The sequence below is a fragment of the Candidatus Baltobacteraceae bacterium genome (assembly GCA_036559195.1).
Classification (GTDB): domain Bacteria; phylum Vulcanimicrobiota; class Vulcanimicrobiia; order Vulcanimicrobiales; family Vulcanimicrobiaceae; genus JALYTZ01.
Genome location: DATBTN010000057.1, coordinates 147,438 through 164,121 on the forward strand (window position 1 = coordinate 147,438; position 16,684 = coordinate 164,121).

Sequence of the window (16,684 nt, forward strand, 5' to 3'; positions counted from 1 at the left end):
TGCCTCTTGGACTCCGACGTTGGTCGGAGTAGAATGAAAGCGTCTCATCGAGACAGCGTAAATACAGGAGGGCGGTTGGAACCGCAAGATCCACCGGGCTACCATAGCCCAGCCAAGGGCCGCCAAGTATAAGAAGCGCTAGACGAGCGCTTTCCGGAAGCCGGACGTAAACCGGCGGTAGGCGTGCTCTCGAAGTTGAGAATAGACCAAAAGCGAGGGGCCGCGCCCACCAATGGGGTTGCGGCCCGCCGCTTTTTTAGGGTATCCTATCCCCAGTAGTCATTCGGTAAGCGTGGGCAGGTCCCGCGCTTCGTTGTTGTCAGGGAGTAGAGTTGTGTCGTCGGTGACCGATGCGTTTGAACGAGCGATCGCGGATCTCGAGCACGACGCCGGTTTTGCGGATGTTGAGTTCGTCGCGCACGCCGCGCGGCGTCGCGACGGCACGACGGTATTTACGGTAACGATCGATCGCGAGGGCGGCGTCGATATGCGCAGCTGCGAGCGCGTCGCCGCTGCGATCAACGCGAATCTCGATGAGTACGACGATCTCTACACGCTCGAAGTGGAATCGGCCGGCCTCAATCGCATGCTCGCGAAAGCCGGCGACTACGACCGCTTCTGCGGCAAGAACGTCAAGATCGTAACGACCTTGCATATCGAAGGCGCGAAGACGCATCGCGGCGTCCTGCGGGGCGTTCGCGGGACCAACGTTATTTTAGAGACGGCGAAGGGCGAATTGCCGCTCCCGCTTACAACGATCAAGACCGCGAACCTCGAGTACGATATCCGAACGGATCTCAACCGCGACAAGCAAGAACGGAGCAAGCATGGCTGAAACGGCAACCGAAGAGAAACTCATCGACGTCCTCCAATTCATTTCGCGGGAGCGCAATATTCCGTTTGAGATGTTGTTGGAGGCGCTCGAAGCCGCGCTGCTCACCGCTTACAAACGTCACTTTGGCGCCGACGCGAACGCGATCGTTACGGTCGACCGGCAGACCGGCGAGTACAAAGTCTTTCATCGGCGCGCCGTAGTCGACGAGGTGACCGATCCGAAACTCGAGCTCACGCCCAAAGCGGCGGGACCGCAGTATCAGGCGGGAGATTTCTTCGACGAGGAAGTCACGCCTAAAGATTTCGGGCGCATCGCCGCGCAGACTGCGAAGCAAGTCATCGTGCAGCGCATCCGCGAAGCGGAGCGCGACACCGTATATAACAAGTACGCCGCCAAGCTCAACGATATCGTCAAGGGTACCGTGCAACGGTACGAACAGCGCAACATGTACGTCTTGCTCGACGGCAAGGACGAGGCGTTGCTGCCTCTCTCGGAACAGGTTCCGCGCGAAAACTTTCGCATTAACGATTTCATTCGCGCTTACGTGATCGACGTGCGCAAGTCGCCCAAGGGTCCGACCGTCGTGCTCTCGCGAGCGGCCGAAGGGCTCGTTCAGCGCCTGCTCGAGTTTGAAGTGCCGGAGATCGAAGACGGCATCGTTGAGATCATGGCGATCGCGCGCGAGCCCGGCAGCCGATCGAAGGTGGCCGTGCAGAGCAATCGCGCGGAGGTCGATCCGATCGGTGCGTGTCTGGGGCCGAAGTCGAGCCGCATCGCCAACGTCTCCGACGAATTGCGCGGCGAGAAGATCGACGTGATTCGCTACGATGCGGACCCGACCGCATTCATTAACAACGCACTCGCTCCGGCGAAAGTGCTCACGGTCGAGCTCTTCGAAGACGACGGCGTCGCGCTCGTCGTCGTGCCCGACTATCAACTCTCGCTTGCCATCGGACGTGAAGGTCAGAACGTGCGGCTCGCCGCGCGATTGACCGGGTGGCGTCTGGATATCGCGAGCGAGGCCGAAGCCGACGAGGCGCGCGAGCGGTATCTCGCCGAACGCGCGGCTCCGCCGGTTGAGACGCCGGTCGAGGACGAAGCGCTCGAAGCCGTCGAACCCCCCGAGGGCGAAGCCGCCGCTGCCGATCAGGCGGCCGCGGGCGCGCCGGTCATCGACGAGGAACTGATCCGCAAGCTCGAAGAGTTCAAGCGCGAGCGGCTCGGAGGCGAAAGCTAACGCGGCAGCACGTTCCGCTCCGGCAGTGCGTCGGCTGTCGCGAGCGAAAAGATCAGGCGTCGCTGCTCCGGTTCGTTCGCGGCAGCGACGGCGTCTGGCGGGCGGACCCCGCTCGATCGCCGCGCCTGCCCGGACGCGGAGTCTATCTCTGCTCGCACGAATGTGCCGGGCGCGCGGCAAAGAATAAGCGGTATCCGGGTCTTGCATCCATGGCCGTCGAATGCGGGTTCAAGTAAGGTTAAGGTTGACGATTTTGACATGCTGAAACATGAAAACTAATTTTACTCGCCATGCTCGATAGGAGCGGCGCAGAATGAACTGACGTGGCCAACCCACCTGTGTTTGGGGGTCCCACGTTGGTGGGGCCTTAGCGCCATTAAACAGCACGGGGTCCCCAACGGCGCAGAGCGCGTTGGGGTGGGAAAGGTAGAAGTTGGCTACGGGAAAAGTTCGAATATTTGAGCTCGCAAAAGAAGTCGGGCTCTCGTCTAAAGAGCTCATTACGCTCTTTAACGAGCGTCTGACGGGCGTCTTCGAGGCGAAGAATCAGCTCAGCGTCGTCCCCGATCATATCGCCGATCTGGTCCGCAGCGTGTTGCTCAAACCGGCGGCGTCTGCGAAGGCGCCCGCGAAAGCTGCGGCTCCCGCCAAGGCGGCGGCTCCCAAAGCGACGGCTTCCAAAACGGCGGCTCCCGTCTCTCCGGCTCCGGCGGCGCCCGCCGTCGCGGCCGCACCCCCCGAGCCGATTCCGAGCCTCAAACCGGTCTCGGCTACTTCGCGCAAACCCGCCGCGAAAAAAGCCGCTCCGGCCGTCGCCGCCGCGCCCGTGCCGCAAGCCGCCGCGTCCCCGGTGCCGGAAGCCGCGCCCGTCGCTGCGAGCGTGCCCGTCGCAACGGCTCCCGTCGAGGCCGCGGAACCCGTCGCCGAACCGATCGTCGTTGAACCGGCGCCGGTCGTCGTCCCCAAACCGGTAGCGCCCAAGCGCGCCGCCGCGCCCAAACCGGCCGCGCCGGATATCCCGATTCCGCGCCTGCAGCCCGTGCCGCAAGGGCAGAACTCCATTCTTCCTCCGCGCCGTCCGGCACCGCCGCCGCCGACCACGTCGGCCTCGGCCTCGCCCGGGCCCGCCACCGGTATTCCCGGACGCCCGGGAGTCGCACCCCGGCCCGGCCAGCCCGGCGTCCCGCAGCCTCCGCAATTGGGAGCCAACGGTCAACACATTCCGCAGCCGGGTCGCTTGATCTCGGCCGCGCCGGCACGCCGTCCGGCGGGTAACGGTCCGTTCCGTCCGATCGCCGGCGGCACCGCGCCGCCGCGCCCCTTCGGCGCCGGACCGCCGCGTCCGGGCGCGCCCGCATCGCCGACGGAGGCCCCAACCCCGAGTGCCGGCGGCCGCCCGGGCGATCGCTCGCGCCATTTCGACGACAAACTCAACAAGAAAGATCGCGAAAAGGAGATGCTCCTCGAACGGGAGCGCAATCGCAGCAAGAAGCGGCCCGAGGCCGCTCCCGCGCCCATCGTGGCGAAGCTCGAAGCGATCGAGATTCCCGATCTGTTGACGGTGCAGGAACTCGCTACCTCGATGATCGTTCCCGCGAAAGACATCATCAAAGAGCTCATCAAGATGGGCACGATGGCGACGATCAATCAGAACATCTCGAGCGACGTCGCTATTTCGGTCGCGAAGAAGTTCGGATTTAATGCGGTCGTAAAAGAAGCCGGCCAAGAAGTCACGGTCGAGCAAGAAGAAGACAAACCCGAGATGATGACGCCGCGTCCGCCGGTGGTCACCGTTCTCGGTCACGTCGACCACGGCAAGACCTCACTGCTCGACCGCATTCGCGTCGCCAATGTAGCGAGCGGCGAAGCCGGCGGCATCACGCAGAAAATCGGCGCTTATACGGTGGAAAAAGGCGGTCGCGCCATCACCTTCATCGATACGCCGGGCCACGAAGCGTTCACTGCGATGCGCGCGCGCGGCGCGAAAGCCGCCGACGTGGCGATCCTCGTGGTCGCCGCCGACGACGGCGTCATGCCGCAGACGCGCGAGGCGATCAGCCACGCCAAAGCGGCCGAGATGCCGATCGTCGTGGCGATCAACAAGATCGATAAGGAAAACGCGCAACCCGATCGCGTCAAGCAGCAGTTGATGGAACTCGGCCTGCAGCCGGTCGATTGGGGAGGCAAGGTCGAGATGGTTCCCGTTTCGGCGCGCACCGGCGACGGCATCGACTCGCTGCTCGAAACGGTGTTGCTCGAAGCCGACATCCGCGATCTCAAGGCGAACAAAAATCGTCGCGCCACCGGCGTCGTCATCGAATCCGCACTCTCCAAAGGCCGCGGTGCGGTCGCGACCGTGCTCGTTCAGAACGGCACGCTGCGCGTCGGCGACATCGTGGTGGTCGGCGGAACGTTCGGTAAGATCCGCGCGCTCGTGGACGATAAGGGCAAGCAAGTGAAGAAGGCCGGGCCCTCGATGCCGGTCGAGATCATGGGCTTGCAAGACATTCCATCGGCCGGCGACACCTTGATGGTCGTCAGCGACGAACGCGTCGCTCGCGAAACCGCCGAGAAGCGCAAGACGCGTCGCCGCGACACGCGTATCGCCGCGACGAGCACTCAGCGCGTCTCGCTCGAGACCTTCATGTCGATGCCGACCGAAGGCAAGAAGACGCTCAACCTCATCATCAAGGCCGACGGCCAAGGCTCGGTCGAAGCGTTGCGCGCCCGCATGGAATCGCTCTCGACCGAAGAGGTGGACATTCGCGTCATCCTCGGCGGCGTCGGCGCGATCACGCCCAACGACGTCAACTTGGCGAGCGCTTCGAACGCCGTGCTCATCGGCTTCAACATCCGACCCGACGAAACGGTCAAACGACTGGCGGAGAACGAAGCGGTCGATCTGCGGTTCTACCAGGTGATCTACGAAGTCGAAGACGATCTGAAGAAGGCGATGCGCGGGATGCTCGCGCCGATCGCGCGCGAGGTGACGCTCGGTCACGCCGAAGTGCGTCAGATCTTCAAGGTCAGCAAAGTCGGCACGATCGTCGGCTGCTACATCAAGGACGGCAAGATCACGCGCAACGCGAAGGTTCGCGTGCTGCGCGATTCGGTCGTGATCTTCGATGGCGAAATCGAGAGTCTGCGCCGCGTCAAGGACGACGTCCGCGAGGTTGCCGAAGGGTACGAATGCGGTATTCAGGTCGCGAAGTTCCAGGACTTCAAAGATGGCGATGTGATCGAGGCGTATATGATCGAGCATGTGGCTGCGGAGTTGACCACGGCGTGATGGTTCGTGCCGGCTTACGCGGGGGGACGTCGCCGTCGGGCTCGATTCGTCGGGACGCCCGCTTTTTCGCATCGTGCGAAAAAGCTGCTTCCTTCGTCGTCGCTCCCGCCATCCTGGCTTCGCTCCTCCCTCAGAGCCCCGCCGAAACGAACCCGACGACGACGTCCCCCCGCGTAAGCGGGATGTGTTTTGGATTGCGTGGCGTTCGACAAGTGACAACGTAAGGAATGAAGGAGCAGCGGCGGGCTCGGATCGATCATGAGATTCAGCGGGTGTTGGGGAAGGTGATCGCGCAGGATCTTAAGGATCCTCGGCTTGGTTTTACGACGGTGACGCGCGTGGAGATAACCTCGGATCTGCAGCATGCGAAGGTGTACGTTGCGATCATTGGGGATCGCCACGTCGCGCGGCAGACGATGGATGCTCTCGATCATGCGAGCGGGTTTTTGCGTGGCGAACTCGGGCACGAAATCAAACTCCGGCACGTACCGGATCTCACGTTCGTGGAGGATCGCAGTACGGAAAAGGCGATCGCCCTTGCAAAGACGCTGCGGGAAGACGCGCGTCCTCCCGCTACGAAAGAGGGTTAAATGATCGACGAGAAACCGATCGCCGATAGCACCGACGTCGTCGTTGGCGAACTGCTCGCACGACCGGCCTTCGTTATGGTCAGCCACGTCAAGCCCGACGGCGACACGCTCGGTGCCGGGCTAGCGCTCGGGCTCGCGCTCAAAAAGCTGGGCAAACGCGTACAGTACTTTCAACAGGATGCGGTGCCGCGCAATCTGCGGTTCTTGCCCGACGCGCAGTTCGTTTCGCGCGACGTTCCGGCGGACTTGCCGGCCGACGCGCTGTGGGTCTTTTGCGACATGAGCGATATGGGTCGCGCCGGTGAGTTTCTGCCGGTGCTCGATCGCGCGAACGTGCTCGATATCGATCATCATCTCGGAAACGCCCATTTCGGCAAGCTCAATTTCGTGTTGCCGAGCGAATGTTCGACCGGTACGTGCGTCGTGCATCTGCTGCGCGGGCTCGGCGTCGAGATCGATCCGGAGATCGCGACCTGTCTGCTCACCACGATCATGACCGATACCGGCGGATTCATTCACAGCAACACGACGGCCGAGGTCTTGCAGCTCTCCGCCGATTTGATGATTGCGGGCGCCGACAAGGAACGGATCACCGAGGAGATATTCGCCAATAAGCGCCTCGCGGCGCTCAAGCTGCTCGGTCGCGCGCTCGACGAAGCCGTCCCGGCACACGAGGGGCGCTACATGTATTCGTTCGTCGACGAAGCGATGCTCGCCGCGTGCGGCGCCGACGGCGAGGACACCGAGGAGATCGTCAATCACCTGCGATCGGTCGAAGGCGTTGAAGTGGCTGCGCTCTTCAAGGCCTACGACGGCGACATTCGCGTGAGTATGCGTTCCAGCGGTCGCGTCAACGTGCAGAGCGCGGCGGCTCGGTTGGGCGGCGGCGGACACTTCCGCGCGTCGGGATTGACCTTCGCGGGAACGCTGAAGGATGCGATCGCCGCGGTCGACGCGGCACTCGTGGCCGAAGGACTTTAATCATCCTCCGCACGCTCACCTAAACGCGATGCTCGGGTTCGTCAACGTCTTCAAACCTGCGGGCCCCACGTCGGCACAGGTCGTCGCGCGGCTGCGCCGGATTTACGGACTGTACTCGCGGGATCGCAAGATCGGTGTCGGCCATCTCGGTACGCTCGATCCGCAGGCCGCCGGAGTTCTTCCGATCGCCGTAGGCAAGGCTACGCGTTTGATTCCGCTCCTGACGGATCAACGTAAGGCCTACGTTTGCACGCTCGTGCTGGGGCGCTCCACGACCACCGGCGACGCGCTCGGCGAAACGATCGCGACGGCCGAGGTGCCGCGCGACTTCGAACGCCGCATACGCGAGACGCTCGCGCGTTTCTTAGGCAAGATCGCGCAGATTCCGCCAATGTATAGCGCGGTTCATCACGAGGGCAAGCGTCTGTACGAATTGGCGCGCGAAGGCAAAGAGGTCGAACGCAAGCCTCGCGACGTCACGATCTACGCGATCACGCTGCTCGGCGTCGAAGGCTCCGCGACCGCCCGTCTGCGCGTTGCGTGCAGCGAGGGCACGTACGTGCGAACGCTCTGCGAGGACGTGGGCGCTTCACTCGGGCTGCCGGCTCACATGGGCTCGCTCGTGCGCGAAGCCTCCGGTCCGTTCGTGCTCTACGAAGCGCGCACGATCGACGAGATCGCCGACGCTCCGCGAGAGGCGCTCATCGCGCCCGAGCACATCATTCCGTTTCCAACCATCGTGCTGGATTTGCGTCATTCGGCGGACTTTCGCGCGGGTCGCGTCGTGCCGCTGCCGGACGGAGCGGCGGCCAAACACGTTTTCGTGCGCGACGAGTCGCGCACGCTCGTGGGCGTCGGCGAAACGCACGGCGCGCTGCTCTCGCCGCGCAAGGTCTTTGTATGAAGCTGCATCACGCACTGGTGCGCGAAGTGAAAACGCCGCTCGTGGTTGCGATCGGGTTCTTCGATGGATTTCATCGCGGGCATGGAGATCTGGCCAAAACGGTCGCGCGGCTGCGCAAGCCGGGCTGGCAGACCGGCGTCGTTACCTTCGCCAATCACCCCGCATCGTTTCTGCGGCCGGGAGCGGAGCCGCCGCTGCTCTCGACGCCCGAAGAGCGCATCGATCTGCTCGCGCGCGCCGGATTCGACGAATGTTTCTTCGTGCCGTTCGATGCATCGGTCGCCTCGCAATCGGCCGAACATTTCTTGCGCGACACCTTGATCGGCGAGCTCGGGGTGCGCGGCGTCGTCGTCGGTTCGACGTTTCGATTCGGTCGCAAACGCACGGGAGACACGACGCTTATGCGGCGCATCTTCGACGAGTACGGCGTCGCTTTCGCACCGGTCGTGAATAGTTTGGATGAGGGCGAGCGGATCTCGAGCACGCGAATACGTGCGGAGATCGCCGCCGGCAACCTCGAAACCGCGGATCGGCTGCTCGGACACAGCTACGAATTGCGCGGCCGCGTCGTGCTAGGTGCGGGGCGCGGGCACGACCTCGGTTTTCCCACCGCAAACCTCGAACTGCCCCGCAAACTCTTGCCCAAGGACGGCGTCTACGCGGCGCTCGCGCGGCACGACGGCCGCGATTATGCGGCGCTCGCGTCGATCGGAACCAATCCGACCTTCGGCGAGGGCGACCGCACGATCGAAGTGTGGATGCGGGATTTTCACGAAAGCATCTACGGACACGAGTTGAGCGTACGAGAGTTACGGTTCGTTCGCGAGCAGCGGAAATACGAGAACGCGGACGAATTGCTCGAACAGATGCAACGGGACACGCGCGCGATCGCGTACCCGTCGTACGGCTAAAGGGAAAGCAGATACATGAACAAACCTTCGGCGATCGCGGCGCTGTGCTTGGCGGCGCTGACTGCCTGCAGTAAGCCCGCTACGGTTGCGCGGGTCGGAGCGCGCGCACCCGATTGGACGATGCCGACCTCGGCCGGCCAAACGCTCGAGCTCTCGTCGTTACGGGGCAAAGCGGTCTATCTCAATTTTTTTGCCTCGTGGTGTACGCCGTGCAATGCCGAAGCGCCCGACATTAACGCACTTCAAAAGCGCTACGCATCGAGAGGCCTGGCCGTCGTCGGCATCGACGAACTCGAGGGTCGCGCAAAGACCGCCGGGTTTGCGAAGAAATACGGATTGGTCTACCCCACGATCGTCGATTCAGGCCTGCTGCAGACGCAATACGCGATCAACGGCCTGCCCGTGCACGTCTTCATCGCTCGCGACGGAACGATACAAAAGATCCGAGTCGGCGAGATGACCCACACCGAAATCGACGCCGCCATCCGTACCATTTTATAATCGTGCGGCTCGGCCGACAGGCCGAACGCCACGGATTCGCGCGGAAGTCAGTCTGTTTGTCATGCTGAGCCTGTCGAAGCATGAGGTTGTTTCGGCGCTTCGTCCTTCGACAAGCTCAGGATGACAACAGGCGCGTCGTCCTTCGACAAGCTCAGGATGACAGGGGTCCTTCGACAAGCTCAGGATGACAGGAGGCGGTCGTTGTTGTTTGTCATGCTGAGCCTGTCGAAGCACGAGCCCGAATCCTGCTTAGGCGCGACCCGAGAGCAGGCGCAGGAGCGCTTCGAGATGGAGGCCTGAGGCGTGGGCGGCCGACGCCGGCGTGGGCAGCGCGTAGAGAATCCCCAAAACGAGGACTAACGCGAACACGAGCATCGCCGGGGGGACCATATAGCGAGGCATGATGGAGAGTATACCCTTTCTTCCGAGCATGCGTCCTAAAAGTTCCATGAAAGTCATGCCGCCCGTACAACGAGCGATGCACCCTCCAGCGTGACCGAGGCTGCGCTGCCGGCGCGGATATCGCCCCGTAAGATCGCCGTCGAGAGGGGCGTGCTGACGTGCCGTGCCACGGTGCGCTGCACGTGCCGCGCGCCGCTGCCGGCTGCCATCGCCTCGCGAGCGAGAAAGCTGCGCGCGTCCTCCGAGAGTTCGAGCGTAACTTGACGCGCTCCCAAACGGCCCGCGAGGCTCTCCACGTGTATTGCGACGATGCGCTCGATCGAATCGATTGCGAGATCGTTAAAGCGCACGGTCTCGTCGATGCGATTGAGAAACTCGTTACGAAACGCGTCGGCGAGTTCGTCGTCTGCGAGGTTGCTCGTCATGATGATGAGCGCGTGGCGAAAATCGACCGTGCGGCCCTTGGCGTCGGTAACGCGGCCGTCGTCGAGAATCTGGAGCAGAATCGCGGCCACGTCCGGGTGCGCTTTTTCGAGTTCGTCGAACAGCACGACGCAGTAGGGGCGGCGCCGCACGGGCTCGGTAAGCTGCCCGGCTTCTTCGTGACCTTGGTATCCCGGCGGCGCCCCGAGCAGCCGCGAGACGGTGTGAGCCTCGGTAAACTCCGAGAGATCGATGCGCACGAGAGCCGCCTCGCTGCCGAAGAGCGCCTCCGCCAGGGCCTTGGCGAGCTCGGTTTTGCCGACGCCGCTCGATCCGACGAAGAGAAAACTGCCGAGCGGTTTGCGCGGATCGTGCAGGCCGGCGCGCGCGCGGCGAATCGCCTCGCTGACGGCTCCGATCGCCGCCGCTTGACCGATCACCCGCGCGCCCAGCGTCGTTTCGAGCGCGAGTAATTGATTGGTCTGGGTTTCGGAGAGCGTCGTCTGCGGGATGCCGGTCCACTTCGTTACGACCGACGCAACGTGCTCGGCCGTTACCGGCGGATGCGCGATCGCGCCCTTATTTGCCAGCGCCACGCAGGCGGCCGCCTCGTCCATCAAATCGATCGCTTTGTCGGGCAAGAAACGATCGGCGATGTAGCGCGCCGAAAGCGTTGCGGCCGCGCCGATCGCCGCGTCGGTGATCTCGACGTTGTGATGGGCGGCGTAGCGCGAGCGAAGTCCCCGCAAAATGCCGACCGTCTCGTCGATCGACGGTTCTTCCACCATTACGGGCTGAAAGCGGCGCTCGAGCGCTGCGTCCGACTCGATGTATTTGCGGTATTCATCGAAGGTCGTCGCGCCGATACATTGCAAGTCGCCGCGAGCCAGTTCCGGCTTGATCATCGAACTTAAATCGAGCGATCCCTCCGCCGCGCCGGCCCCGACGAGCGTGTGGAGTTCGTCGATGAACAAAATGATGTCGCGCGATGCGCGCCGGACCTCATCGAGAATCTTCTTAACGCGGGACTCGAACTCGCCGCGATATTTGGTGCCCGCGACCAGCGGCCCGAGCGAGAGTGCGAGCACGCGTCGCGTGCGCAAGACCTCCGGGACGTTTCCGGCCGCGATGCGCTGCGCCAATCCCTCGACGATGGCCGTTTTCCCAACGCCGGGCTCGCCTACGAGCACGGGGTTATTCTTGCTGCGCCGGGCGAGAATCGAAACGACCCGCTCGACCTCGTCGTCGCGTCCGATGACCGGGTCGAGTTTTCCGTCGCGCGCGAGTTCGGTCAGGTCGCGAGAGAAGCCGGCGAGCGTGGGCGTTCCCGAACGGAAGCGGCGCGAGATGTCTTCGAGGGGGTTACCGCTCGAAGACGGGCCGCCCGCGTCCTTCATGCGATCGTAGAGCAAGGCGCCGCCGGCCACCAGGGCGGCGGCCGTCAGCGCGGCACCTAGGAATGGCAGGGCCGTCCGGGTCGCCTGCCGCTTGGCCGCGCAGTTCGTGCAGAACGAGCCGGTACCGTCGAAGACGGTGGCGGGGCGCTGCCCGCAGCTCTCGCAGGTCGTCGTCATCATCCTATGCTACCCCATTGGGCCACCGGCAGTTTCGTACCGGGGCTCGGCCGTACGCCGGATCTTTAGGGTTTCGCTTCGTAGGTAATCGTTACGGTCGCATAGACGCGTACGTCGCTGCTCGGCACTCGCGTCGCGAGCCGCGAAACCGCCGCATTCGATGCGAACGCAACCGGTGCGGGCGGCTGCGGCAGGTTCCCTTGCTGCATCGCTTTGACTCCCACGATCCGCAGGTGCGCGGCGGCGGCCATCGCTGCCGCTTGACTTTGCGCGTCCGCCACCGCCAGCCGGATCGCTTGCGCGTACGCACCTTTGGTCTGTTCGGCACCGAACGAAACGCCGCCGATATTCGAGACGCGGGCGCCGACCGCCGCATCGATCGCCTTGCCTGCAAGCGCCGGATCGTGCAGCGTCACCGAGACGCCGCGATTGACGACGTAACCGTACACGGGCGCATACGGCTGCGGCTGAATCATCGGCGCCGAGCCGCGCGGCGCAGGCTCGGGCGGACGATTGTAGTTGAGATTGAGATAGGTCGTCTTGATATCCGACTCGGGGATGCCGAGCGCTTTCATCGCCGTAACGAAGGCGTCGTAATCGCGTTGGTTCTGCGAGGTCGCGGTTTGCGCCCGATCGTCGTTGGTCTCGATGGTCGCGGTCAAGAACGCGAGATCGGGCGGCTGGCTAACCGTGCCCTGGCCCGTCACGGTGATCTCGGAAGGTGCCGTGCCGGCGGCGAAGGCGGGCGTGGCCGCCGCGAGCAGCGCGAGCGTGACGGCGGCAAGAAATCGATGCATCATAGTGGTGTAACGCAATCCTATTCGTCGGCGTGCCGCCCGCTTGTTTGGCTCGGCGGCACTTGGGGGAGAATCACCCTAAGCTACTCTGCTTGGTTGAAGGAGATAACATTCGATGGGCATTCTACTCTTCATTATTTTCGGCTTGATCGTCGGCATCATCGCGAAATGGGTCGTGCCCGGCGAGGGCCCCGGCGGCATCCTGGGAGACATTATCGTCGGTATCATCGGAGCCTTCATCGGCGGGTTCATTTACTCGCTGTTCGGTCACTCCGGAATCACCGGTTTCAATCTCTGGAGCGTGATTTGCGCGGTAATCGGCGCGATCGTTCTGCTCTACATCCTGCGCATGATTACCGGGCGACGCGCGGCAGTCTAAGCCCAAACGACCTGGCAGGCGGGTTTGGCGCGCTCGGGGAAGGCTCCGGGCGCGTCTTATTTTTTGCTGGCATAAAGGGGTCGATCGGTCGTCATGGCTTACGTTATCACCGAACCGTGCATCGGGACTAAGGACAAATCGTGCGTCGATGTCTGTCCCGTTGACTGCATCCACGGTAAGGACGAAGATGAAATGCTTTTCATCGACCCCGAAGTTTGCATCGATTGCGGCGCGTGTGTATCGGCATGTCCGGTCGAGGCGATCTTCGCCGATTCGGACGTTCCGGAGAAGTGGACCAACTTCACCGAAATCAACGCCGAGTATTTTAAGAAATAGGCGAACCGGAATAACGTGCGGGCGACCGGCCGGGAACTGATCGACAGTCCGGTCGAGTCGCGCGGCGAACTCGAACAAAGCCTGCGCGATATCGAGAAGGCCAACCGGTGGCTCGGCGGGGCCGCTCCCGTTCGCCGGCAGATTCGAGCGCTCGCACCGGCTCGCGTGCTCGATGTCGGCACCGGGAGCGCGGATATCCCTCGCGCGTTACTCGCCGACGCTCGTCGCGAGTCGCGCCCGCTCACCGTAACGGTACTCGATTCCAACCCGCAGATGCTGGCGATCGCGCGAGAACGATGCGGCTGCGACGCGGAGATCACCTTCGAACTCGGGGACGGCACGTCGCTTCCGTTCGAGGATCGTTCGTTCGATGTGGCGATGAGTAACCTCACGCTGCATCATATCGATCCGGAGCCGGCCGTGCAATTTCTGCGGGAGTTGCGCCGGGTCGGGCGCGTCGCGCTCGTTACCGATCTCTATCGGTCCGCCCCCACGCTCGCGGGCGCGTGGCTCTTTAGCCGGCTCGTCTCCAGCAATCGCCTCACGCGCAACGACGCGCCCCTTTCGGCGCGGCGCGCCTATACGTGCGCGGAGGCGATCGCACTCGCGCGGGCGGCGGGTTGGGCCGATCCGGTCGTCCGCCGCGAACCGTTTTTTCGCATGTTGCTGCTCGATGCATGATGCGGTCGTGGTCGGCGCGGGACCCGCGGGCAGCGCCTGCGCGCTGCGCTTGGCGCGCGCGGGACTCGACGTCGCGATCGTCGAGCGTTCGGCGTTCCCGCGAACGAAAGTCTGCGGAGAGTATCTGAATCTGGGCGCGCTCGCCGAACTCGATGCGTTGGGACTGCAGCGCAGTTATGCCGACGGCGCGCCGATTGCAGGGATTCGGCTTTTTGGGCTGGGTCTAACCGCCGAGCTGCCGTTGCGAGTACCGGCACGCGGATTGCCGCGCAGCGATCTCGACGCGCGATTGCTCGACGCGGCGCTCGAAGCCGGCGCGACGCTGCTGCGCGGCCGGGTCGAGGACGTTGCATGCACCGCCGAAGGCGTGCGCGTGCGCTTCCGCAATATCGAAGGCGAGCCGATCGAGGTGGCCGGGCGATTGGCCGTCGGTGCCGACGGCATGGAATCGATCGTCGCGCGCAAATGCGGCTTGCTCGCACCGTCGCGCGGTCGCGAGCGTTTCGCCATCGGCGGGCACTTCGGCGGATTCACGGGACTCGACGGGTTCGTGGAGATGTACGTCGATCGCGGAAATTACTTCGCCGTCAATCCGCTCGGAATCGATCGCGCGAACATCATGGTCGTCGTTGACGCGAGCGAACTTTCGACGTGGCGCGGCGACATCGACGCGCGCCTGCGCGAAGCCGCCCATCGTTTAAGCGGACAGCGTCGACGATTCGACGGGCTGGTTCAAGTCGGCAAACGGGTTGCGATCGGACCGCTCGCGCACCGCGCGCGCCGGCTGATCGGCCGCCACGTTCTGCTGTGCGGCGACGCGGGAGAGTTCGTCGATCCGTTCACCGGTCAGGGTGTGTTCCTCGCGCTCTCGGGCGCGCGCCGCGCCGCCGATGCGATCGTTGCGGTGCGCCGCGACGGCGTCGACGAACGGCGCGCGTTCGCGCGCTATCAATCGCAGACGCGTCGCGAAACGGCCGCCCGCCGGCGTCTCGCACGAGTGGTTAAGACGGTCATGACGATTCCGGCGCTCGCGCGCCGCGCCGCGCGAAACCTCGCGCGCGCGCCCGATCTCGGACCGGCGCTCATGGATGCGGTCGCCGGCCGCGTGCCGGCGGCCCGGGCTTATTCGCCCGCGATGCTCGTACGGCTGCTCGCATGAGCGTCATGCGCGATGCGATCCTGATCTCCGCGTCGCCCGAAACGATCTATCGCCTCGCGAGCGCGACGCAAGACTGGGCTGCGATCCTTCCCCACTACCGCTTCGTGCGCGTTCTCGAACGCGACGGCGAACGCCAAGTTATCGATATGGCCGCTTCGCGCGGATTCATACCCGTGCGCTGGACCGCCGAGCAGCGTAACGATCCCGTCGCCCGAACGATCGCCTTCCGGCACCTTACCGGGTGGACGCGCGGGATGAACGTGCTCTGGCGGTTCGAGCCGCGGGGCGCCCAAACGCTGGTGACGATCGACCACGACGTGCGCTTCGCATCTCCAATTGCGAGCCGATGGCTAGCCAAACACGTGGCCGGCGATTTCTTTATCCACGACATTGCCGCAAAGACGCTGGCGCGCATGAAAGTTCTCGCCGAGGCGGCGAATGACTGAACATCGCGTCGTCATCACCGGCATCGGCCTGGTTACGCCGCTCGGGATCGGCAAGGATGCGTTTTGGCGCAACCTCTGCGCGCGACGGGTTGCGATCGCACCGATCGATCGTTTCGATGCGAGCGCGTTTCCCTCGCGATTGGCGGCGGCGATCGACGATTTCGACCCGAACGATTTCATGGCTCGCCGGCGCGTTCACTGGACCGATCGCTTTTCGCAGCTCGGAATGGCCGCCGCCCGGCTTGCGGTAGACGATGCGGGGTTCGCGACGGGCGCCGCGGGGGCGGACGTCGGCGTCTACACGGGTTCGGCGCTGGGCGGTCTTGCCTTTGCCGAGGAGCAGATCGGCGTCTTTGCAGCGCGCGGCCTCGATGCCGTGCGCCCGCTCTTGACGATCTCGGTTTTCGGCGGCGCCGTGACCAGCAACATCGCGCTTGAGTTCGATTGCCGCGGACCGAGTCTCTCGAACGCCAATTCGTGCGCGTCGGGCGCGGTCGCCATCGGGGAAGCGTTTCGTGCCATCGCGCGCGGCGACGTGCGTGCCGCGCTCGCCGGCGGAATCGAAGCGCCGCTCGCGCCGCTGACCTTCGGGGCGTTCGCGGTCGTGCGCGCGATGTCGACGCGCAACGGCGATCCGGCGACGGCGAGCCGGCCCTTCGATCGCGATCGCGACGGATTCGTGATGGCGGAGGGCGCGGGCATGCTGGTCCTCGAGCGCTACGACGATGCGGTCCGTCGCGGAGCACCCGTCTACTGCGAGATCGTCGGTTACGGTATCACGAACGACGCGCATCACATGTCGGCGCCGCGCCCCGACGGTTCGGAGACGGCATCGGCGATGCTGCGCGCGTTGCGCGAGGCGCGGCTCGATGCCGGAGCGGTCGATCTGATCAACGCGCACGGCTCGTCGACCAAAGTCGGCGACGGCGCCGAGGCGCTGGCCTTCGAACGCGTCTTCGGCGATCGCACGCCGAGCATTCCGGTCAGCGCGACGAAAGGGCAGCACGGACACGCGCTCGGCGCGACCGGCGCGTGGGAGATCGGGTTGTCGGCCATGAGCATGCGAGCGGCGTACGTTCCGGGGGCGGTCAACTTGTTCGATCGCGACGAAGCCTGCGCGCTCGATATCGAACGCGACGCGCGGGAACTGCATCCGCGAATCGTGCTCTCAAACTCGTCGGGTTTCGGCGGGATCAACGCCGCCTTGGTGCTCGCCGCAACGGAGTAACGTGTGGCCTG

The 16,684-nt window shown here is 64.2% G+C and carries 17 protein-coding genes; 14 read left to right on the forward strand and 3 right to left on the reverse strand.

Annotated features, from left to right (window positions below):
* Window positions 1–343: 343 nt before the first annotated feature.
* From VIG32_08905 to VIG32_08940, 8 genes are all read left to right on the forward strand, one after another.
* A complete protein-coding gene (locus VIG32_08905) occupies window positions 344–835 on the forward strand; it encodes a hypothetical protein (GenBank protein HEY8298125.1) in 492 nt (163 codons plus the stop codon).
* Window positions 828–2,072, forward strand: a complete 1,245-nt coding sequence (gene nusA, locus VIG32_08910) for a transcription termination factor NusA (protein HEY8298126.1) — start codon at window positions 828–830, stop codon at window positions 2,070–2,072. The genes VIG32_08905 and nusA overlap by 8 nt, the downstream gene beginning before the upstream one ends.
* A 433-nt stretch (window positions 2,073–2,505) precedes the next feature.
* Window positions 2,506–5,361, forward strand: a complete 2,856-nt coding sequence (infB, locus tag VIG32_08915; GenBank protein HEY8298127.1) for a translation initiation factor IF-2 — start codon at window positions 2,506–2,508, stop codon at window positions 5,359–5,361.
* A gap of 227 nt (window positions 5,362–5,588) precedes the next feature.
* Entirely contained in the window at window positions 5,589–5,951 is a 363-nt protein-coding gene (gene rbfA / locus VIG32_08920) for a 30S ribosome-binding factor RbfA (protein HEY8298128.1), read from the forward strand.
* Window positions 5,952–6,932: a DHH family phosphoesterase gene (locus VIG32_08925; GenBank protein HEY8298129.1), complete on the forward strand. Its 981-nt coding sequence runs from the start codon at window positions 5,952–5,954 to the stop codon at window positions 6,930–6,932.
* Window positions 6,933–6,960: 28 nt separating this feature from the next.
* On the forward strand, window positions 6,961–7,836 hold the full coding sequence (gene truB / locus VIG32_08930; GenBank protein ID HEY8298130.1) for a tRNA pseudouridine(55) synthase TruB: 876 nt from the start codon (window positions 6,961–6,963) through the stop codon (window positions 7,834–7,836).
* Window positions 7,833–8,747, forward strand: a complete 915-nt coding sequence (ribF, locus tag VIG32_08935) for a riboflavin biosynthesis protein RibF (GenBank protein HEY8298131.1) — start codon at window positions 7,833–7,835, stop codon at window positions 8,745–8,747. The genes truB and ribF overlap by 4 nt, the downstream gene beginning before the upstream one ends.
* A gap of 15 nt (window positions 8,748–8,762) precedes the next feature.
* Window positions 8,763–9,248: a TlpA disulfide reductase family protein gene (locus VIG32_08940; protein ID HEY8298132.1), complete on the forward strand. Its 486-nt coding sequence runs from the start codon at window positions 8,763–8,765 to the stop codon at window positions 9,246–9,248.
* A gap of 249 nt (window positions 9,249–9,497) precedes the next feature.
* Here VIG32_08940 and VIG32_08945 read toward each other — a convergent pair whose 3' ends face one another.
* From VIG32_08945 to VIG32_08955, 3 genes are all read right to left on the reverse strand, one after another.
* Entirely contained in the window at window positions 9,498–9,650 is a 153-nt protein-coding gene (locus VIG32_08945; GenBank protein HEY8298133.1) for a hypothetical protein, read from the reverse strand.
* Window positions 9,651–9,703: 53 nt separating this feature from the next.
* Window positions 9,704–11,647, reverse strand: coding sequence for an ATP-dependent Clp protease ATP-binding subunit (locus VIG32_08950; GenBank protein ID HEY8298134.1), 1,944 nt, complete (start codon window positions 11,645–11,647; stop codon window positions 9,704–9,706).
* Between the two features lie 65 nt (window positions 11,648–11,712).
* A complete protein-coding gene (locus VIG32_08955) occupies window positions 11,713–12,444 on the reverse strand; it encodes an SIMPL domain-containing protein (protein HEY8298135.1) in 732 nt (243 codons plus the stop codon).
* 115 nt (window positions 12,445–12,559) lie between these two features.
* Between VIG32_08955 and VIG32_08960 the strand changes: the two genes are divergently transcribed.
* The 6 genes from VIG32_08960 to VIG32_08985 all read left to right on the forward strand — a co-directional run bounded on the left by VIG32_08960 (window position 12,560) and on the right by VIG32_08985 (window position 16,673).
* Window positions 12,560–12,823 (forward strand): GlsB/YeaQ/YmgE family stress response membrane protein, encoded by a 264-nt coding sequence (locus VIG32_08960; GenBank protein ID HEY8298136.1) that lies wholly within the window; start codon window positions 12,560–12,562, stop codon window positions 12,821–12,823.
* A gap of 93 nt (window positions 12,824–12,916) precedes the next feature.
* On the forward strand, window positions 12,917–13,159 hold the full coding sequence (locus tag VIG32_08965; protein HEY8298137.1) for a ferredoxin family protein: 243 nt from the start codon (window positions 12,917–12,919) through the stop codon (window positions 13,157–13,159).
* A gap of 15 nt (window positions 13,160–13,174) precedes the next feature.
* Entirely contained in the window at window positions 13,175–13,840 is a 666-nt protein-coding gene (locus VIG32_08970) for a methyltransferase domain-containing protein (protein ID HEY8298138.1), read from the forward strand.
* A complete protein-coding gene (locus VIG32_08975) occupies window positions 13,833–14,999 on the forward strand; it encodes an NAD(P)/FAD-dependent oxidoreductase (GenBank protein ID HEY8298139.1) in 1,167 nt (388 codons plus the stop codon). Before VIG32_08970 ends, VIG32_08975 begins: the two co-directional genes overlap by 8 nt.
* A gap of 5 nt (window positions 15,000–15,004) precedes the next feature.
* Entirely contained in the window at window positions 15,005–15,445 is a 441-nt protein-coding gene (locus VIG32_08980; GenBank protein HEY8298140.1) for an SRPBCC family protein, read from the forward strand.
* Window positions 15,438–16,673 carry a beta-ketoacyl-[acyl-carrier-protein] synthase family protein gene (locus VIG32_08985; GenBank protein HEY8298141.1) on the forward strand — a complete coding sequence of 412 codons (1,236 nt, stop codon included), beginning with the start codon at window positions 15,438–15,440 and terminating at the stop codon, window positions 16,671–16,673. The genes VIG32_08980 and VIG32_08985 overlap by 8 nt, the downstream gene beginning before the upstream one ends.
* Window positions 16,674–16,684 lie beyond the last annotated feature (11 nt).

Bases quoted from the DNA above. Each gene is read 5' to 3' on its own strand.
- nusA (HEY8298126.1), top strand. From the start codon at position 828: ATGGCTGAAACGGCAACCGAAGAGAAACTCATCGACGTCCTCCAATTC.
- rbfA (HEY8298128.1), top strand. From the start codon at position 5,589: ATGAAGGAGCAGCGGCGGGCTCGGATCGATCATGAGATTCAGCGGGTG.
- VIG32_08925 (HEY8298129.1), top strand. From the start codon at position 5,952: ATGATCGACGAGAAACCGATCGCCGATAGCACCGACGTCGTCGTTGGC.
- truB (HEY8298130.1), top strand. From the start codon at position 6,961: ATGCTCGGGTTCGTCAACGTCTTCAAACCTGCGGGCCCCACGTCGGCA.
- ribF (HEY8298131.1), top strand. From the start codon at position 7,833: ATGAAGCTGCATCACGCACTGGTGCGCGAAGTGAAAACGCCGCTCGTG.
- VIG32_08940 (HEY8298132.1), top strand. From the start codon at position 8,763: ATGAACAAACCTTCGGCGATCGCGGCGCTGTGCTTGGCGGCGCTGACT.
- VIG32_08945 (HEY8298133.1), bottom strand. From the start codon at position 9,650: ATGCCTCGCTATATGGTCCCCCCGGCGATGCTCGTGTTCGCGTTAGTC.
- VIG32_08950 (HEY8298134.1), bottom strand. From the start codon at position 11,647: ATGACGACGACCTGCGAGAGCTGCGGGCAGCGCCCCGCCACCGTCTTC.
- VIG32_08955 (HEY8298135.1), bottom strand. From the start codon at position 12,444: ATGCATCGATTTCTTGCCGCCGTCACGCTCGCGCTGCTCGCGGCGGCC.
- VIG32_08960 (HEY8298136.1), top strand. From the start codon at position 12,560: ATGGGCATTCTACTCTTCATTATTTTCGGCTTGATCGTCGGCATCATC.
- VIG32_08965 (HEY8298137.1), top strand. From the start codon at position 12,917: ATGGCTTACGTTATCACCGAACCGTGCATCGGGACTAAGGACAAATCG.
- VIG32_08975 (HEY8298139.1), top strand. From the start codon at position 13,833: ATGCATGATGCGGTCGTGGTCGGCGCGGGACCCGCGGGCAGCGCCTGC.
- VIG32_08980 (HEY8298140.1), top strand. From the start codon at position 15,005: ATGCGCGATGCGATCCTGATCTCCGCGTCGCCCGAAACGATCTATCGC.
- VIG32_08985 (HEY8298141.1), top strand. From the start codon at position 15,438: ATGACTGAACATCGCGTCGTCATCACCGGCATCGGCCTGGTTACGCCG.